The 17900-nt window shown below is 54.7% G+C and carries 15 protein-coding genes; 3 read left to right on the plus strand and 12 right to left on the minus strand.

What is annotated here, in order from left to right; translation table 11 throughout:
• Positions 1–35 precede the first annotated feature (35 nt).
• From ligA to uvrB, 3 genes are read right to left on the minus strand one after another with little or no spacing between them, the layout of a single operon-like run.
• On the minus strand, positions 36–2063 hold the full coding sequence (gene ligA / locus F8A88_RS12275) for an NAD-dependent DNA ligase LigA (protein ID WP_151151456.1): 2028 nt from the start codon (positions 2061–2063) through the stop codon (positions 36–38).
• 24 nt (positions 2064–2087) lie between these two features.
• Positions 2088–3122, minus strand: coding sequence for a potassium channel family protein (locus F8A88_RS12280; protein WP_241667448.1), 1035 nt, complete (start codon positions 3120–3122; stop codon positions 2088–2090).
• A gap of 7 nt (positions 3123–3129) precedes the next feature.
• On the minus strand, positions 3130–5130 hold the full coding sequence (uvrB, locus tag F8A88_RS12285) for an excinuclease ABC subunit UvrB (protein ID WP_277752590.1): 2001 nt from the start codon (positions 5128–5130) through the stop codon (positions 3130–3132).
• Between the two features lie 86 nt (positions 5131–5216).
• Between uvrB and F8A88_RS12290 the strand changes: the two genes are divergently transcribed.
• Complete coding sequence (locus tag F8A88_RS12290) at positions 5217–5693, plus strand: hypothetical protein (RefSeq protein WP_151151457.1); 477 nt, start codon at positions 5217–5219, stop codon at positions 5691–5693.
• A 65-nt stretch (positions 5694–5758) separates the two neighbouring features.
• On the opposite strand, the gene F8A88_RS12295 is transcribed toward F8A88_RS12290, so the two are convergent.
• The 5 genes from F8A88_RS12295 to F8A88_RS12315 all read right to left on the minus strand — a co-directional run bounded on the left by F8A88_RS12295 (position 5759) and on the right by F8A88_RS12315 (position 10940).
• Positions 5759–6763: a PEGA domain-containing protein gene (locus F8A88_RS12295; RefSeq protein WP_161598413.1), complete on the minus strand. Its 1005-nt coding sequence runs from the start codon at positions 6761–6763 to the stop codon at positions 5759–5761.
• Positions 6764–6858: 95 nt separating this feature from the next.
• On the minus strand, positions 6859–7542 hold the full coding sequence (aat, locus tag F8A88_RS12300; RefSeq protein WP_151151459.1) for a leucyl/phenylalanyl-tRNA--protein transferase: 684 nt from the start codon (positions 7540–7542) through the stop codon (positions 6859–6861).
• A gap of 75 nt (positions 7543–7617) precedes the next feature.
• The gene (gene clpA, locus F8A88_RS12305; RefSeq protein WP_151151505.1) at positions 7618–9948 is read right to left on the minus strand and encodes an ATP-dependent Clp protease ATP-binding subunit ClpA; all 2331 of its coding nucleotides are present in this window, start codon (positions 9946–9948) and stop codon (positions 7618–7620) included.
• A gap of 5 nt (positions 9949–9953) precedes the next feature.
• Complete coding sequence (gene clpS, locus F8A88_RS12310; protein ID WP_151151460.1) at positions 9954–10268, minus strand: ATP-dependent Clp protease adapter ClpS; 315 nt, start codon at positions 10266–10268, stop codon at positions 9954–9956.
• An 84-nt stretch (positions 10269–10352) separates the two neighbouring features.
• A complete protein-coding gene (locus F8A88_RS12315) occupies positions 10353–10940 on the minus strand; it encodes a class IV adenylate cyclase (protein WP_151151461.1) in 588 nt (195 codons plus the stop codon).
• Positions 10941–10988: 48 nt separating this feature from the next.
• On the opposite strand from F8A88_RS12315, the gene crcB reads away from it, so the two are divergent.
• Together crcB and F8A88_RS12325 are read left to right on the plus strand one after the other, a co-directional pair.
• A complete protein-coding gene (gene crcB / locus F8A88_RS12320) occupies positions 10989–11366 on the plus strand; it encodes a fluoride efflux transporter CrcB (protein WP_151151462.1) in 378 nt (125 codons plus the stop codon).
• 43 nt (positions 11367–11409) lie between these two features.
• Positions 11410–11748, plus strand: a complete 339-nt coding sequence (locus tag F8A88_RS12325; RefSeq protein WP_151151463.1) for a DUF190 domain-containing protein — start codon at positions 11410–11412, stop codon at positions 11746–11748.
• On the opposite strand, the gene F8A88_RS12330 is transcribed toward F8A88_RS12325, so the two are convergent.
• The 4 genes from F8A88_RS12330 to F8A88_RS12345 all read right to left on the minus strand — a co-directional run bounded on the left by F8A88_RS12330 (position 11745) and on the right by F8A88_RS12345 (position 17898).
• Positions 11745–12821 (minus strand): protein-glutamate methylesterase/protein-glutamine glutaminase, encoded by a 1077-nt coding sequence (locus F8A88_RS12330; RefSeq protein WP_151151464.1) that lies wholly within the window; start codon positions 12819–12821, stop codon positions 11745–11747. The genes F8A88_RS12325 and F8A88_RS12330 overlap by 4 nt on opposite strands.
• A gap of 20 nt (positions 12822–12841) precedes the next feature.
• Positions 12842–15025 carry a chemotaxis protein CheA gene (locus F8A88_RS12335; RefSeq protein WP_151151465.1) on the minus strand — a complete coding sequence of 728 codons (2184 nt, stop codon included), beginning with the start codon at positions 15023–15025 and terminating at the stop codon, positions 12842–12844.
• 130 nt (positions 15026–15155) lie between these two features.
• Complete coding sequence (locus tag F8A88_RS12340) at positions 15156–17243, minus strand: methyl-accepting chemotaxis protein (protein ID WP_151151466.1); 2088 nt, start codon at positions 17241–17243, stop codon at positions 15156–15158.
• A 130-nt stretch (positions 17244–17373) separates the two neighbouring features.
• Positions 17374–17898, minus strand: a complete 525-nt coding sequence (locus tag F8A88_RS12345) for a DUF2062 domain-containing protein (protein WP_151151467.1) — start codon at positions 17896–17898, stop codon at positions 17374–17376.
• Positions 17899–17900 lie beyond the last annotated feature (2 nt).

A 17900-nucleotide genomic window follows, 5' to 3' on the forward strand; every position in this document is an offset into this window, starting at 1 on the left:
CCTGCTCCTTGTATATAAAAATGATGGTGTTTACTCTAATCATTCGTTTCAATCATATTCATGAACGTCGGCAAATCGATTATTTCCAGACCGAGTTTTTCAGCCTTGCCCAACTTGCTGCCAGCCTTTTCCCCGGCGACCACATAATCGACCTTGGATGAAATCGATTTCACGGCCTTGCCGCCACGCTCCTCCACGAGGGCATGTGCCCGACTTCGAGACAGGGTACCGAGACTTCCCGTAAAAATGAACACCTTGTCGGCCAGCGGAAGATCTTTGGCGTCTTTCGCCCCGCTCTGCCCGGCCGTGGGCCAAAAACCGATCTTCCTGAACCGCTCCAACAGCTGGCGGGCCGTCTCGCTGTGCATAAAAGTGCGCACACTGTCGGCAACTTTTTCACCAACATCTTCGATTTCCTGCAATTCCTCCCGCGAAGCGGCGGCAAGCGCATCCAGATCGCGGTAGGCTTCGGCCAAATTGCGCGCTGTCTGTTCTCCCACATGTCGAATGCCCAACCCGGCGATGAGCCGCCACATGGGCGCGTTCAACCGCGCCTTTTCAATGGCTGCAACAAACTTGGCCGCGGAAACGTCGCCCATACCGCCATACTTGAGCAAATCGGCTTTGCCGAGTTCAAAAATATCTGCTGGCGACGAGATGACTCCGTCATGGGCAAGACGTTCTATCCAGCGCTTGCCCACGCCCTCCATGTCCAAACCGGCCTTGGAAGCAAAATGAATCAGCCATTGGGACACCTTGGCCGGACAGGTGGGATTGCTGCAACGCACAGCCTCGCCGTCTTGAACCACGGTGCTGCCGCATACCGGACAGTTTTCAGGAAAAACAAAAGGGACCGCGCCTGTACGATGCTCGCCGTCAACCACGGAAAGCACCTGCGGAATCACGTCCCCGGCACGTTGGATCAAAACCGTATCACCTTCGCGAAAATCACGCTCGGCAATATAGGCCCGATTGTGGAGAGTAGCCCGGGAGACTTCGACGCCCCCGACACGAACGGGTTCAAGTTCGGCAACCGGGGTCAATACGCCTGTGCGCCCTACTTGTATGCGGATGGCATTGATGCGCGTGGTGGCCTGTTGGGCAGGAAATTTGAGAGCCAGTGCCCAACGCGGAGCACGGGCAGTAAAGCCCAGTGCGCGTTGCATGTCGAAGCGATTGACCTTGGCCACGACCCCGTCAATTTCAACGGGCAGGTCATCACGTTTTTTCTGAAGGTCCCGAAAATATGCAGCGACATCCTCTGCCCCGGTGCACAGCCGGGCTTCTGGCGGCGTGGCAAAGCCCAACCTATTCAGTCCGGACATGGCCTCCTGTTGCGTGGTCCATGCGGAAAGAGGCATATCCCATTCCACACGCCCAAGACCGTAGGCCATAAACCGCAGAGGCCGCGCCGCAGCCACGGCCGGATCAAGCTGACGAATAGAACCTGCAGCGGCATTACGCGGATTGGCAAAAATCTTGTCGCCCTTTTCCGCCTGCTGGCGGTTGAGCCGTTCGAAATCACGGGTTGCCATAACCACTTCCCCGCGAACTTCCAGCAGACGGGGCACATCCGATCCCCTCAGTTGCATGGGCAGATTCATGACCGTACGCATGTTGTGGGTAACCAACTCTCCCACGCTTCCATCGCCGCGCGTAGCAGCCAGCACAAAGCGCCCCTGCTCGTACACGACCTCGGCAGCCAAACCATCCATCTTGGGGTCGACCCAATATTCCACGTCTTCCCGCCCAACGCCCTTGTGCACTCGCCTGGAAAACGCATCCCAGCCGTCGAGATTCATGGCATTGTCCAAACTGTACATGGGCAATGCATGTTCATACTGTTCAAATCCGGCGGCAGGTTCACCGCCCACACGGCGGGTGGGCGAATTGGGATCGTCCAGTTCTGGATTGTCGGCCTCGAGAGCCTGCAGTTCGCGAAACAGTTCGTCATACTCGGCATCGGTAATTTCCGGCTTGTCGAGGACGTAATACTGGTAATTGTGGTGTTCAAGCCGGGCGCGCAATTCAAGCACGCGCTCCCTGATTGTGGATGCAGTCATTGCGATTAGAACCGAACAGAAAAGTTACATGATATCAAGAATTTTTGTAAGATCACTCTTTCGACCTACAGCCAGCAGCGTATCGCCGGCGTCGATGACTTCCTTGGGGCCGGGATTGAAAACCATATCGCCGTTCTTCTTCTTGATGGCGATGATTATGAGATTGAAACGGGGCCTGATCTTGGAATCGATCAGGTCCTTGCCCACCAATTCCGATCCCGTGGAAACGCTGAGTTCATCCATCTGCAGATCGATACCGCCACGCAAAGCCAACTCGACAAAGTTGGTGGCTGTTGGACGCAACACGCTCTGAGCCATGCGCACACCGCCAATGAAATGCGGCAACACGACACGGTCTGCCCCGGCAAGTTCCAGACGGGAAATATGCGACTTATTCCCGGCTCTGGCAATGATGGTCAGGTCCGGATTGAGCTGGCGGGCCGTCAGGGTGACATAAACATTGGCGGCCTCTGAAGAAAGAGCACTGATGAGTGAGCGGGCAGACTGCAAGCCTACGGCAAGCAGCACCTCGTCACTGGTGGCATCACCCTCCACACACAAAACACCTTCCTGTTCCATGTTTTCAATTAACTCGAGATCCTGCTCCACCACAACGACGGCATGTCCCTCTCCCATTATCTCCTTGGTCACGATACTACCGATGCGACCATATCCACAGACGATGAAGTGATCCTTCAACTTTCCGATTTCCTTCATCATTCTCCGTTTCCCCCACAAGATCTGAAGTCGCCCTTCAACCAGAACCTGGGCAAAGGCGGCCGCCATGTACAAAAAACTGCCCACACCGCCGATTATCAGAAGCGCCGTAAACATACGTCCGGCTTCCGAGAGCTGGTGGACTTCCTGAAATCCCACAGTGGAAAGGGTGATGACCACCATATAAAAGGAACTCACAAAGTCCCACTGCTCGATGACCATGAACCCTGCTATCCCGGCAATCACGATCACCAGGCATAAAACAGCGCCGAGCAACATGCTCCAATACGTTCCCATGCGGGCACGCATGCTCAGCATTCTCTGATGCACTCCCTTGATCATTACCTTCCTACCCGAGCTTGAGCAGCCGTTCCCGCAAGGCTGCTACGCTATCCCGCAACGTCGCGGCGCGTTCGAACTCCAGTTCCTTGGCGGCATCACGCATTTCCCGCTCCATACGACGGATTTCCCGCTCCATCTTCCTTGGATCACCGTCAAATCGAGAAAAATCATCCGCTGCAGCACGAATCATGGCATCGTCAGGCGCACCGGATATGGCAGCAAGCGGGTTATCCATTTTTTTATGAATAGTCTTGGGTACGATACCATGCTCGCTGTTGTAGGCAAGTTGCCTTTCCCGCCGCCGTCCGGTTTCCTCCATGGCCTGCGCCATTGAACGCGTCGTCTGATCCGCATACATGACCACACGCGCCTCAGAATTGCGTGCAGCGCGCCCAAAAGTCTGAATGAGCGAACGATTGGAACGCAAAAAGCCTTCCTTATCTGCATCCAGAATGGCGACCAGCGAGACCTCAGGAATATCGAGCCCTTCCCGCAACAAATTGATGCCCACCAAAACAAAGAACTCGCCCTCACGCAGGGCCTGGATAATAGCCATGCGTTCCAGCGTATCGATGTCCGAATGCAGGTACCGCGACGGTACGCCCATCTTGTTCAGATAGTCGTTGAGGTCCTCGGCCATGCGTTTGGTCAACGTGGTGACCAGCACACGCTCGTCCCTTTCCTGCCGTTTCCTGCATTCCCCGAGCAGGTCGTCAATCTGACCGGACACGGGCCGGATATCTATCTCCGGGTCCACGAGACCGGTGGGCCGAATGATCTGTTCCACGACCAGCCCCTGTGAACGATCCAACTCCCACGGGCCCGGCGTTGCCGAAACAAAAACCGCCTGCCCTATACGCTCCAGAAACTCATCAAAGTCCAGGGGCCGGTTGTCCAAGGCAGATGGCAGGCGAAAACCAAAATCCACCAATGTGGATTTGCGCGAAAGGTCGCCCTTGTACATGCCGCCCACCTGAGGAATGCTGATATGCGATTCATCCACGAACATGATGAAGTCGTCCGGAAAATAATCCAGCAGTGTCGCGGGTGGTTCTCCGGCAGAACGTCCGTCCAGATGCCGCGAATAGTTCTCGACACCGTTGCAGTAGCCCAGCTCTTCGATGGACTCCAGGTCGAACATGGTACGCTGCTCAAGCCGCTGTGCTTCCACCAGCTTGTTTTGGCCGCGCAAAAAAGCCAGCTGCCCCTGCAACTCGGAACGGATGTCATCCATGGCGCGATTCAGATTGTCCCTGTCCGAAACATAATGACTGCCCGGATATATGACAGTCTTGCGCAATGTGCTGCGCACTTCCCCGGTCAGGGGATTGGCCTCGCACAGTGAATCGATCTCATCCCCGAAAAATTCGATGCGCAACGAGGTCTCCCGGCTGTAGGCAGGAATGATTTCAACCACATCGCCGCGCACCCGAAACGTGCCGCGATGCAGGTCGTAATCATTGCGCTCGTAATGCACCTCCACCAGCCGTTCGAGCAGAGATTCCATGGAAAGCTGCTGGCCCTGCTCCACCGGAATAATCATCTTTGCATAGTATTCGGGCGAACCAAGGCCGTAAATACAGGAAACCGAAGCCACGATAAGCACGTCCCGCCGCGTGAGCAGCGCATGGGTAGCCGCATGCCGAAGCTTGTCGATATCGTCATTGATGGACGAATCCTTCTCAATATAGACATCCGAGTGCGGCAGATAGGCTTCCGGCTGGTAATAGTCGTAATAACTGACGAAATATTCAACAGCATTGTCCGGAAACAGGTCCCGGAATTCGCTGTATAGCTGCGCTGCAAGCGTCTTGTTCGGAGCCAGCACAAGCGCGGGGCGATTCAGCTCGGCAATGACGTTGGCCATGGTAAACGTCTTGCCCGATCCGGTTACGCCAAGAAGGACCTGACTCTCGATGCCCGACTGCAGATTCTCCTTGATCTGCACAATGGCTTCCCCTTGGTCTCCGGCCGGGGAATATGGACTCACCAGATTGAAATCAGGCATTATTACAAGACCTTGCACCCTTGTGTCCGAGCTTTTTTTACCGTATGGTCAACAACGGAACAATCAACACTTCTGTGGAGTCTTTCATGAATATCAGCATCACACCGCCTCTGAGCACGCCGCCCATCCCGCGGGCCAACGTTATCTCCTTTACCATCAAGGCCTTCAAAGGAAGGCGCAATGTTGAAGTGCACCTTTTCCGATCCGCATGGGACCCGAATGAAGAAAACTCCCTTGATTGGGACAGCCTGCTGGGCGCCCCCATCGAACCGGAACGGAACGACCCGTCCGGAAGCCGTAAAATCGTTCTCGAGGCGTTCACCGACCAAGAACGCGACTCCATAATCAACTACCTGAAAGACCAGTATTCCACAAGAATTACAAGTATCCATTCGATGTCCATGGATTATCCGATTCCGCTCGGACTTCCGGCCCTGTCAGATGCTCAGGAAGGCAAAAACATCGGATTCATTGATTTTGCCAAAATCCCGAGCTATCCGTTGGAAATCCCCATCAAGGGACTCTACGACCTCAGCCAGCACAAGCCTATTGTCGACGGATAGTTACGGTTACAAAAAACCATAAAGGCCGCCCTTGGGCGGCCTTTATTTTACTTCTGACGATCTTCCTATTGCCCGTCTTCATCGGGCATCAACATTTTCTGCAAAGTCTGGGCTGCGGCTCCGGGGTCAACACTCACACCGCCGGAAACCGTTGTCTTGGTCTTTTTGGTGGTGATGCCGCCGTTGGAAACCTTGGTACTGCTGTGCGAGCTGGAGGACTTCCAGGTCTTGCCCACCGAAGGCAATGCCGAGGCCGCGCCCACTGCCGCCCCGCTCAGAGAGCGGGCATTCAACTCCATGCCGTCGGGTGTCGCGGTCTGCATGTTGGCCTGCTGCATGGTGGCGGGATCAAGGATGGTCCAATGTTCATCCCCGGCGCGCAGGGCCTCTCCGTTGACGGTCTTGGAAACGTCGCCACGGGAAATGACCAGTGTAAAAGGACGATGCCAACCGTCCGCCCGGGAAAACGCATGCAACGGAGTAATGGTAAACAGGATGCCGGTTCCCGGGCTGGTCCAGTTGCTCGAATCGCCGGAAGGTTCCTTTTCCAGCACGCGGCTGATGACCTGCCTGTCAAACGTGGACAGGGTCATAAGGGTCGGCAACCCATTGGAATCCACTGCCGCGGCAGAGCCGGCAACGGGCACAAGACGCACGGAAACTGCGGAGGGAGTCAGAAGATACGCCTCGCCGCTCTGTTCCTGCGCCTGCATGGAGTTCACGCCGTTCATGATGCCCATGGACGTGTTGCCGAAGAAATCAGCATCCTGAACACCACGGCTCACGGCGGTCATCATGACCTTGTCCTGTTGGTACTTACGTTTGATGATGATGTCCTGCTGCTGGTAGTCCGGCATCTTCAAGGTAATGATGTGATCACGGTTGCGTTCCAGCGAAACCGAAGACGGCGTCTTGCCCACAAGATTGCCGTCCGCATACAGATCCGCCCCCATGGGGTTGGATGAAATCGGAATATCCTGCGTATAGACTTGCGGTTGACAACCGGCCACGGCCGCTATCATCCCCGCAAACAGAAGCACAAGCACCCGACGAGAAAGAATCCCCTGCATTTCCCACTTCCTTGTTCTATTTGGTATAACTATCGAATTCCACCCAAAAACATATTCACAATAAACACACACCACAGGTGCCGGCAAGCCGCCCGTTAAACGCAATTCCAGCATCCGGGAGGCTCGGCGGCCTGTGCCGCGTCCCGCAGCAACTCCAAGAAACGCGGACGGTTCATCTCCTGCGCGCCAAAACGCAACAGATGTTTGGTGGTCTGCTGGCAGTCGATGAGTGCAAAACCGAACCCCTGCAGCCGTCGAACAAGATGCACGAAAGCGACCTTGGAAGCGTCCGGCTCGCAAAAGAACATGGACTCGCCGAAAAAAGCCCGGCCGAGGGATACGCCATACAGCCCGCCGACAAGCCGACCATCGCGCCACGATTCCACGCTGTGTGCAAATCCGGCCGCATGAAGACGTATATATGCGTCCATCATCTCCGGGACTATCCACGTGCCGTCCTGATCGGGACGGGGGGTGCAGGCACAGGACCGAATCACCCCGTGAAAATCCTGATCAAAGGTCACGGAAAACCGCCCGGAATTCACGACCCGACGCAGGCTTTTGGAAACATGCAGGTGGTCGGGAATCAGGACAAGGCGAGGGTCGGTAGACCACCACAGAATCGGGGAGTCTTCGGCATACCATGGGAAAATTCCGTTGGCATAGGCTGCCAGAAGACGCGGCACCGACAAATCCCCCCCAACAGCCAGCAAGCCATCGGGTTCGGCCTCTTCCGGATCCGGGAAAATCGGAGATTCAAACAACCTGTATATTGCCATGCCACCCAAAAAAAACGTGTTGCAAAAAAACGGGGCAACCCCAAAGGATCGCCCCGCAATATTTACTGATCAAGTTCAACCAGTCTTGCCCTTGGACCGCCGCTTGAACGTGAAGACAAACTCGCCCGAAGGTCCCACGGCCGGGATCTCGCCAGGGACATCTTCGGTTCCCGCCACATCCGCAACGGCCACGCCGCCCCGCATGAGGCTGCCGAACAACAGCTCGTCGGCAATGGCATCCTTGATCTCGGTCTGTATGACACGCCCCATGGGTCGCGCCCCAAACGCCGGATCATGCCCCATCTCGGCAAGACGGGAACGGGCTGCGGCAGTCAACTCCACGGACACCCGGCGCTCGGCAAGCTGCTCGTTGAGTTCGTTTATGAACTTGTCCACAATCATTTCCATGACCTCCGAAGAGAGCGAACCGAACGGCACGATCGCGTCGAGCCTATTGCGGAACTCGGGGCTGAACAGCTTTTCTATGGCCTTGAGGGCTCCGTCCTTGCGGTCGTCGTCCTCGTCGCGTTTGAAGCCGATGTTGCCCTTGGACATTTCCCGTGCCCCGGCATTGGAAGTCATGAGGAGAATGACGTGGCGGAAATCCGCCTTGCGGCCGTTGTTGTCCGTGAGCGTGGCATAATCCATGACCTGAAGCAGAATATTGAACACATCCGGATGCGCCTTTTCAATCTCGTCGAAGAGAACCACGCAATGCGGCTGCTTGCGCACGCCTTCGGTCAAAAGGCCGCCCTGATCAAATCCCACGTACCCCGGAGGCGCACCGATAAGGCGGGCCACCGCGTGCTTTTCCATGTATTCGCTCATGTCGAACCGCAAAAATCCGATACCGAGCTTGGAAGACAACTGGCGGGCCAGTTCGGTTTTGCCCACGCCCGTGGGACCGGTCAGCAGGAAACTGCCCACCGGACGCCCCGCCTGCTTCATGCCGGCTCGGGAACGCTTGATGGCCCCGGTCAGGGCGTGTACGGCGTCGTCCTGACCAAAAACCACGCCTTTGAGCTGATCCTCAAGTCCCTGCAAACGACTCTTGTCCGACACAGTCAGACGCCGGGCCGGTATGCGGGCCATGCGCGCAACCACTCGTTCGATATCCTGAACCGTGATCCTGTCCTTCTTGCGGGGACGCCCGGAGAGCCGGTACTGAGCTCCGGCCTCGTCCATGACGTCAATGGCCTTGTCCGGCAGAAAGCGGTCATTGATGTGCCGGGACGAAAGCTCGGCAGCGGCCTTGAGCGCGTAATGCGTGTAGGAAACGCCGTGGAACTCCTCGTAGTGCGGACTCAGCCCCTTGAGAATATCCACGGTCTCGTCAACGCTCGGCTCAGGCAGGTCGATTTTCTGGAACCGACGCGAAAGCGCCCGATCCTTTTCAAAATGATTCTTGTATTCCTCGTAAGTGGTGGAACCGATGCAACGAAGCTCCCCTGCTGCCAGGAACGGCTTGAGGATATTGGAAGCATCCATGCTGCCCCCGCTCACGGAACCGGCCCCGACGATGGTATGAATCTCGTCAATGAACAGAATGGCATCGTCATGATGCTTCAGCTGTGCCAGAACCCCCTTGAGCCGAGCCTCGAAATCGCCACGGTATTTGGTCCCCGCCAGCAAAGCGCCCATGTCCAGAGAATAAACGGTCATTCCATGAAAACTCTGCGGCACGCGGCGTTCCACTATCTGCAACGCCAACCCTTCGGCCATGGCGGTCTTGCCCACACCGGGGTCGCCCACGAAAATGGGATTATTCTTGCGGCGGCGGGCCAACACCTGAACCGTGCGCTCAAGCTCGCGCTCCCGACCAATCAACGGGTCAACCAGCCCCTTTTTCGCACGTTCAGTCAGATTGACTGTGTATTCTTCGAGAGGGCTCTTTTTCTCGCCCGGCCGAGAGGATGGAGCCTCGCGAATCGGCTTTTCCTCGTCCTCACGCGAAGAATCCATGCCCCAATTCGAGGATTCACGCATTCCGTGTGAGATATGATCCAGAACGTCCAGACGGGAGACGTCGTGGGTCTTCAGAAAATATACGGCATAGGAATCCTCTTCGTCGAACATGGCCGCAAGAACATCGCCTACCTCGACAATATCCTTGCCGGCGGCCTTTTTCTGCCACACGGCACGCTGCAATACCCGCCGAACACCAAGAGTCTGTATGACCTCGGTCTCAGTCCCTTCAGGCAAAGCTTCCATGTTGTCCCGAAAGAACGCCCCAAGCTGATCATGCAGCCTGACCACTTCCACACCGCAGGAGGCAAGAATCTCCCGGCCATTTTCCTCGCGTGAAATGGAATACAGGAGGTGTTCGAGCGTGAGAAACTCATGATTCCTACGCTTGACCTCGTTGACGGCATCTGTCAACGCACTCTCAAGTCCTTTGCTGAGCATCGTCATCATTCACCTTCCATCGTGCATCTGAGCGGATATCCCGCACTTTTCGCCAGTCGATGGACCATGTCCACCTTGGTTTCCGCCACTTCGGCGGTGTAAAGGCCGCATACACCCACGCCTTCATTGTGGATCTGCAGCATGATGATGGTGGCTTCCGTTTCGCTTTTCCTGAACACCCTCACAAGTACCTCCACCACAAAATCCATGGTGGTATAATCATCGTTGTGAAGCAGGACGCGGTATTTTTTCGGTTCCCGCACTTCATGTTCGTCCAGAAGTTCGGACTCGTACTGGTCACCGATATTTGGTTCGCTCATGTGTTCGACTCCAACAAGTCCTTGTTTGCCCTAATTCGCAATATAAGATTGATTACTACGCATGTCGAGAGGCTACGGCGACAATTAGTCCGCACGGTCCTCAAAACGCTGCCGCTCGTCATCGGAAAAAATGAAATCCTCTCTCTCGGGCAAGCCGTTGGCGGTCCGGAATGCACGATTCAAGGCATGATAGGATGAGGTGGAGGCATCGGCCGGATCAAAACCCAACTTGTGCGCACATTCGTCAGCCCTACCGCCTTCTACTTCCATGAACTTCCCAAACGGCAAAAGGTCCAAACACACGGTGCAGTCTGCGAAAGCCCACTTCTCTCGCACCTTGTGGTAGGCAAAACAGTGCCTATACCCCAAAGCCTCAAGCCCGGCACGCAAAACCTCAAAATCCCCGACCGTGGTCTCCAATTCTTCACGAACCTTTGCGTTCTCAGACAAGCCCCCCCTTTGCACGGGATGTTTAACTGTCAATACGGCCTGTCCCTGCCTGCGCCGCAGGCGCAACAAAATCCCCTGAGCCCTGAGAGAGCGTTCTTCATCGTCAAAAACAAGATTCTCCTCGAAATATCGGCCAAGGCGTTGAGCACCATGTTCCGCCAACACATCCCGCAAGTGCTCATGGTCCACATCACAAAATTTCAACTCGACTTCCAATGACATTTGCAATCTCCGTCAAGGTTGCTCATACTGCGTTCGAGGCAATCGATCATGTTGAAAAAAATACTTCTTCTTTCCCTGGGCGGCGCATGCGGAACATTGTGCCGCTATTGGTTGTCCGGCGTGGCGCAGCGCCTAGCCGGAACGGCTTTTCCCTTCGGCACCATGGCAGTCAACATGCTCGGCTGTTTCCTGTTCGGCGCAGTCTGGGGCTTTCTGGAAAATCGTCTCGGATTCGGGGGTGATCTGCGCATCCTGATACTTTCCGGCTTCATGGGCGCATTCACGACCTTCTCAACATATATGTTTGAATCCGCCAATCTGCTGAAATTCGGCCAATATGCACAAGCGGTTCTCAATATAACCGGCCAGAGCCTGCTCGGCCTAACGCTGGTATTCACAGGCATAGCGCTCGGACGTATATTGTAATTGAAATGAAAACAGCCAACAAGGCCGCAAATGGAGGACTTTCATGCAGATTCCCAAAAATGCGCAACGCTTGCGAATATTCATCGGCGAGACTGACCGGCATCAGGGACGGCTGCTTTCGGAAGTGATCGTTGAAACCGCCAGAAAAGATGGATTGGCAGGGGCCACGGTTCTGCGCGGAATCATGGGCTACGGTGCCAACAGCCGCGTTCACACCAACAAAATCCTTCGGCTTTCGGAAGATATGCCCATAGTCGTAGAAATCGTGGACGCCAAAGAAAAAATCGATACCTTCCTACCGCAACTGGATGATCTGATTCAAGAGGGTCTTGTCACAAGGGAAGATGTCCACGTCATCATGTACCGACACAACGGCGGCTAGCCGCCGGACATGGCCAACACGTCATTGGCAATACGCTGCAAAGGAAGAACCTTGTTCACCCCACCCATCTTGATGGCTTCCTGCGGCATACCGAAAACAACAGAAGTTGCCTCATCCTGTGCGATACAATATGCCCCGGCATCGTGAAGCTCCTTCATCCCCCTAGCTCCGTCATCGCCCATGCCGGTCATGATGGCGGAGACAACATTCTTTCCGGCAAACCGAGCCCCTGACCGAAACAGCACGTCCACCGAGGGACGATGTCGCGAAACCAATGGACCGTCCTTCACTTCAACATAGTATTTTGCCCCGGAGCGCTTCAAGAGCATATGCTTGTTGCCGGGAGCGATAAGCACAAGCCCACGAACCATGGCATCGCCGTCCTGGGCTTCCTTGATGTTCACCCGGCATATGCTGTTGAGACGGTTGGCGAACGCCGTGGTAAAATGCTCGGGCATGTGCTGCACAATGGCGACAGGCGGGCAATCCGGGGGCAACTGCTCCAAAAAGACACGCAGGGCCTCTGTCCCTCCGGTCGAGGCTCCCACCAATACGATTTTTTCGGTTTTCTGTACGTTTTGGGGTCTGCCCATGGGTATCACCGCATCAGCGTCCAGTTTCGGTTGAACCTTGATGGGAGCGGCCGGAGGTTTCACGCGTTTTCCCTTGGAGAGGGCCGCGGCCTTGACCACGTCGCACAAGCGGATACGCGATTCTTCAAAAAATTTCTTTGTCCCCATCTTCGGCTTGGTAATGACTTCAACAGCACCGTATTCCAATGCCTTAAGCGCATTCTGACCGCCAGCCTGTGCCAGGGAAGAACACACGACGACCGGGATGGGATGTTGCGACATGATCTTCTTCAGGAACGTCAACCCATCCATCCGGGGCATCTCGATATCCAGGGTAATGACGTCAGGAATCTCCTTGCGTATTTTCTCAGCCGCAACAAAAGGATCCACAGCCGTCCCCATCACCTCGATTCCAGGATCGGAATCAAGGATATCGGTCAAAGCCTGCCGGACAACAGCAGAGTCATCCACAACAAGAACGCGTATCTTTTTGCCTACCATCGCTTCATTCCCGTTGAACTTCATGCATTGTCAACCACTATACGACGAACCAAACTCGGCACATCCAAAATAAGGGCGATTGAACCGTCACCCTTGATGGTCGCCCCGGAAATTCCTTCCACATCCTTATAAACCCGGCTCAAACTCTTGATCACAGTCTGATGCTCGCCGATGACCGTATCCACGACAATACCGACACGGCTTCCCTCCACACCAGTAATAACGATCTGTTCTATACTGGGCTGCTCGCCTTCCACCATGAAAAAATCACGCAAATGGATATAGGGAACGATCTCTCCCCGCAGATGCAGCAAAGTATGCCCACCCTCGGTCTCTTCAATCTCGGCCCGGTTCAATTCCACACATTCTTCCACAAGCGACAGAGGGATGACATAAAATTCATTGCCAACCTGCACCTGCAGCCCATCGATAATGGCCAGGGTCAATGGCAGCCGTATAGTGATGGTCGTTCCCTTGCCGACCCTGCTATCAATATCGATAATGCCCCGCAGAGAATCGATGGCCCGCTTGACAACGTCCATTCCCACACCGCGGCCCGAAACATTGGTAACCTTCTGGGCCGTGGAAAATCCCGGCTCGAAAATGAGCTTGAACAATTCCTTGTCTGAAAGCTCGGCATCCGGGGAAATCATGCCCCGTTCCACGGCTTTGGCTCGGATTGCCGCCGGGTCCATGCCCTGACCGTCGTCCGTAATCCTTATAAGGACCTCGCCTCCGGAGTGCTCGGCAGAAAGCAGGATCATGCCGGCCGCAGGTTTGCCAGCGGCTTCACGTACATGGGGAATCTCGATGCCGTGGTCGATGCTGTTGCGCAACAAATGGACCAGCGGATCCCCAAGGCGCTCAATAACGGTCTTGTCCAGTTCGGTTTCCGCTCCATTGGTATTAAGCACGATCTCCTTGTTCAATTCGGAAGAAAGGTCACGCACCAACCTGCGAAACTTGCTGAAGGTCGTTCCTATGGGCAACATGCGGATTCCGAGCGTCGAATCCCTGAGTTCATCGCTCAAACGCTCCAATTCCTCAGAAAGAGCGGTCATTACAGGGTCGGAGCGTTCGCTGACAACCTGTGATATCTGGGCCTGAACAATAACCAGTTCGCCCACCAGATCCACAAGCCAATCCAATTTTTCCGCAGCCACCCGGATGCTTGAAACAGCTTCCTTTTTCTTCTGCATGGACTGCTCTTCCTTGGCCTTGGCCTGACGGGAAACAGCCTTGGACAACTGTTCGTCGTCAACCTTTCCGGATTCCTTGAGGATCTGCCCGATAGGCTTCTGCTTTTTCAGGGCGTCCTCAATATCTTCGGGCTGCACTGCTCCTTCTTCCACGAGCAGTTCGCCAATCCGTGGCGTCTCCTCAAATTCGTCTGTCGATTCTTCCTCGGGTTCAGTGGCAACCGGCTGAGCCTGTTTCCCGGAATCGCCAGCCTCCCCTTCAGGTTCTGCAGCGGTAACGTCAACGCTGAGGTCGACACTGGTGAACAGAAAAATATCCCTGATGTCTTCCGCCCCCTTTGCCGTGGCAAAGCGAACATCCCAGACATATCCGTCTTCCATTGCCTGCCCGGTTTCAGGCTGAGCTTCGATTTTCAGTTCACCAATCTTGGCAAGTTCGTCCAAGAGCGGTTCAAGGCATGCAATATCGCCACCGGACTCATCCTTGACCACCACATGAATCAAGAAATCCTTCAATGGAAGCTTCGCAGAATCGTCTTCCGGCGCTTCGGAAGCAGTGGCATCATCTTCGTGTACTTCGCCTTCGCCGACACCCTCGTCCGAAACGGCTGCCTCATCCCCCTCCCCGCTGGAAAGCTGTTGCAACCCCAACAGAATGGCAGACATCCCTTCCGGGTCCACCACTTCTTCGGAGTCGGCGTTGTCGAGCATCTTCTGGATATGGTCCCGAGCCTTGAACGCAAGGTTCAAAAGATCCGTTGAAATGACCAACTCTTCCGAACGGACCATATCAAAAACCGTTTCAACCTCATGGGTAAACTCGGCGATGTCCTCGAATCCGAACATGGACCCGGAGCCCTTGATGGTATGCAGGGCCCTGAACACTCGGTTGACGAGGTCCATATCTTCGGGCGCGTCTTCAAGCTCAAGCAAAGAGCCCTCAAGCTCGCTCAAAAGATCGTACGCCTCTTCCTTGAATATTTGCCGATTCAAATCATCTGACATGCAAACGCTCCCCAAGCTTCCCTCTGGAACAGGTCAGGACCAAAACGATAGCCGATAGTCATACCATACAGCCCCATACTGTCGAATACGCAACCATCCGGTTATTATTATTTTCAAAAAAAAATAAAAATTATGAGACAAAACGAATTTCCGCACGGGCGGTTTCCTGGTCGAACGGCTTGACCTTAATCTCGACACGTTCACCCTTGAACTCCGCAGCACCCAACAGAATGCCTTCGAAATAATCGAACAGCCCGCGTCGGGAACGATAGTTCATAAACAGCTCATCCCCCTTGTCCTCATAGGTAAACGTCGGCGGCGTGATTCCGGGGGCGTCCTTGGTGAGTTGGCTATGCACATCGTTCATGCGCATATAAAACTCCTTGAGCGTTTCGTCCTTGAAATAGCGTCGATACATCTTGTAAAAACCCTTGACGGTGTATCGGCCAAGATCAAGAAAAAACTCCCGCGACGAACTTCCCGTTTCTTCTGCCACAAAATCGGCCATCTGCTGCAAAACCGCATCCGGATACCCGCTGGCAGGCAGGAACACGGGATCACCCATGACCTTCTGCATGGATTCATACACGGCACTGCCATATTGATTCTTGACGAACTCTTGGGTCAACTTGGGCAGAATCCCCTTCATTTCCCCTTCAGATTCACGGAAAGAGGGGCCGCTTCCTTGTTCGGCATCCTGAAAGTTCATGGATACGGAAAGCAACTCCTGTGCGAGCTCCGCAAGATCACGTGTGGCAGAGGCAGCCTGCCCGGCTCCCTCGTCAGCCTCACGGGCAACCAGGGCAATATCCTCAACGCTGCTCCCGATTTCTTCGGCAGCGGCAGACTGCTCTTCTGCGGCAGTGGCTATCTGGGCCACCCGGGAAACCATATCCTCGATGCGCTCCATGATCTGCTGCAAGGCATCGCCGGCCTGATTGGAAAGATCCGTACTCTGGTTGACCTGCTTTTCGGTACGATCCATGGACTCCATGGCGTGTGCAGATCGTTCTTGGATGGTATGAATAGCCTCTTCCACTTCCTTGGTCGCGGTCATGGTTTTTTCCGCGAGTTTCCGCACTTCGTCGGCGACCACGGCAAACCCTCGCCCAGCTTCACCGGCCCTTGCCGCCTCAATGGCAGCGTTCAGGGCAAGCAAGTTGGTCTGATCAGCTATGTCATTGATGACACTTATTATACGACCAATCTCTTCGGCTTGCGAATCCAATTGACCAACCACCTGTGCCAACTGTCCGGCCGAGTGGGAAACCCCATTGATGGCTTCGACGGCGTTGGAAACCATGTCGACACCGGATTGCGCCGAAACACGCGCTTCGTCCGCAGCCCGGGACGTTGCCGAGGCATTGCCCGCAACTTCCAGGACCGTGGCTGTCATTTCCTCCATGGCAGTAGCCACGGTATCGGTCTGATGGCTCTGCTTCTGCGCCCCACGTGCCTGTTCATCGGCAGATGCCGAAAGCTCTTCGGATGCCGAGGCGACCCGTTCGGCCAGAGTCCGTATTTCGCCCCCCACGGAAACCATCTGCTGCTTCTGGGCCTCAATATCGCGCTGCTGCCTGACCACCTCTTCCATGCTGAGGAAAGAGGCTACTACGCCATATACCTCCCCAGCCTCGTTGAAGACAGGACGAACAAACATATGGACGGGTACGGTCTTGCCCATCCATAATTCAAGATCAACCGCGGCGTCATACGGTTTACCGGACTTCAACACCTTGCCGGTGATGGATACTCCCTGCTTGTTGTAAAAAGCCTGGCCAACAGTGAAACCAACGACCTGAGTGACTGGTTTTTCCAACAAATCCAAAACAGCCTCAGTGGCAAGAAGGATCTTCCCATTCCGGTCACAGACAACAACATGGTTACCCAGGACCTTGAGCGCATCACGATAAAACCCGACCTCAACAAGCCTGTTCTCATAGTAGGAATGAATTGGTTCTATAATACTTTCAAAACCGGTCCCTTTCAGGAGATCTGAAACAAGGTTCACATCCTGCAAATTGGCCCCGTCTTCCAGCAAAAGCCGAACATTCCGCAACCAACGGGCAGACAGCCAAGCCCCGACAATCCCCGCAACGAGGATGCACACCAACGCAGCATACAGTACTGTCCCTCCGCCAAAGTAATGGGCAGCCGAAAATATAAAAACTGCAAAAAAAGCAATGGACAAAGGCACATATACAAACCGATTAGACATAGCTGTTTCCCTCTCAGGCATTTTCACCATCAAAACCGAAAGAATATCGCTTCTTGTGATGCTCTTTTTGGTTACTCAGATTCTCCAAGGATTTCAATAAGAGCATTACAAAAGCAGAAAGGCAATTAGACTAATTGGAAGAGGACCTTTTTTGAAGAATACGAATGGCTCGCCGCTCGCGGTAGCGACGTATAATGAAATGAGACAGAAAATACGTAAGCAACGTTGCCGGAATGCCGACAATGAGTCCGCCGGCAAAAATCACGGAAAACAGTTGCCAGCCCGAATCGATGAGCTGAGCCATTTCCAAGCGAGAGGGGTCGAAGGTTACCCCCTGAAAGGGCAAGAAAAAATCTCCGACAAGAAAAAGAAAATAGTAAAACGGCGCCATGGTGAACGCATTTGAATAGCAGGTTGCCAACCACGCAGCGAGCTTGTTGACCCGAAACACAAAAGCCAGGGCGATCACCACCACGGACTGAAACGGAATAATCGGCATGGCTCCGATAAAAACACCGAGGGCCAGAGCAAAGGCCAATTCCCGGGGCGTCGACTTCTGACGCAGGACACGAAGGTACCAGTAACGGGAGCTCCGCTTCAGACGCAGCCACAGGCCGCCCTCTGCTGCACTGTCATTCATTTTGCTCTCGCCCATGG

It is taken from the genome of Pseudodesulfovibrio senegalensis, assembly GCF_008830225.1.
In the GTDB taxonomy this organism is placed as follows: Bacteria; Desulfobacterota; Desulfovibrionia; order Desulfovibrionales; family Desulfovibrionaceae; genus Pseudodesulfovibrio; species Pseudodesulfovibrio senegalensis.

Coding starts and splice junctions, on each gene's coding strand:
- F8A88_RS12290 (WP_151151457.1), top strand. CDS start 5,217: ATGAATATCAGCATCACACCGCCTCTGAGCACGCCGCCCATCCCGCGG.
- aat (WP_151151459.1), bottom strand. CDS start 7,542: ATGGCAATATACAGGTTGTTTGAATCTCCGATTTTCCCGGATCCGGAA.
- uvrB (WP_277752590.1), bottom strand. CDS start 5,130: ATGCCTGATTTCAATCTGGTGAGTCCATATTCCCCGGCCGGAGACCAA.
- F8A88_RS12325 (WP_151151463.1), top strand. CDS start 11,410: ATGCAGATTCCCAAAAATGCGCAACGCTTGCGAATATTCATCGGCGAG.
- F8A88_RS12330 (WP_151151464.1), bottom strand. CDS start 12,821: ATGGTAGGCAAAAAGATACGCGTTCTTGTTGTGGATGACTCTGCTGTT.
- F8A88_RS12335 (WP_151151465.1), bottom strand. CDS start 15,025: ATGTCAGATGATTTGAATCGGCAAATATTCAAGGAAGAGGCGTACGAT.
- F8A88_RS12315 (WP_151151461.1), bottom strand. CDS start 10,940: ATGTCATTGGAAGTCGAGTTGAAATTTTGTGATGTGGACCATGAGCAC.
- ligA (WP_151151456.1), bottom strand. CDS start 2,063: ATGACTGCATCCACAATCAGGGAGCGCGTGCTTGAATTGCGCGCCCGG.
- F8A88_RS12340 (WP_151151466.1), bottom strand. CDS start 17,243: ATGTCTAATCGGTTTGTATATGTGCCTTTGTCCATTGCTTTTTTTGCA.
- crcB (WP_151151462.1), top strand. CDS start 10,989: ATGTTGAAAAAAATACTTCTTCTTTCCCTGGGCGGCGCATGCGGAACA.
- F8A88_RS12295 (WP_161598413.1), bottom strand. CDS start 6,763: ATGCAGGGGATTCTTTCTCGTCGGGTGCTTGTGCTTCTGTTTGCGGGG.
- F8A88_RS12345 (WP_151151467.1), bottom strand. CDS start 17,898: ATGGGCGAGAGCAAAATGAATGACAGTGCAGCAGAGGGCGGCCTGTGG.
- clpA (WP_151151505.1), bottom strand. CDS start 9,948: ATGCTCAGCAAAGGACTTGAGAGTGCGTTGACAGATGCCGTCAACGAG.
- F8A88_RS12280 (WP_241667448.1), bottom strand. CDS start 3,122: ATGATCAAGGGAGTGCATCAGAGAATGCTGAGCATGCGTGCCCGCATG.
- clpS (WP_151151460.1), bottom strand. CDS start 10,268: ATGAGCGAACCAAATATCGGTGACCAGTACGAGTCCGAACTTCTGGAC.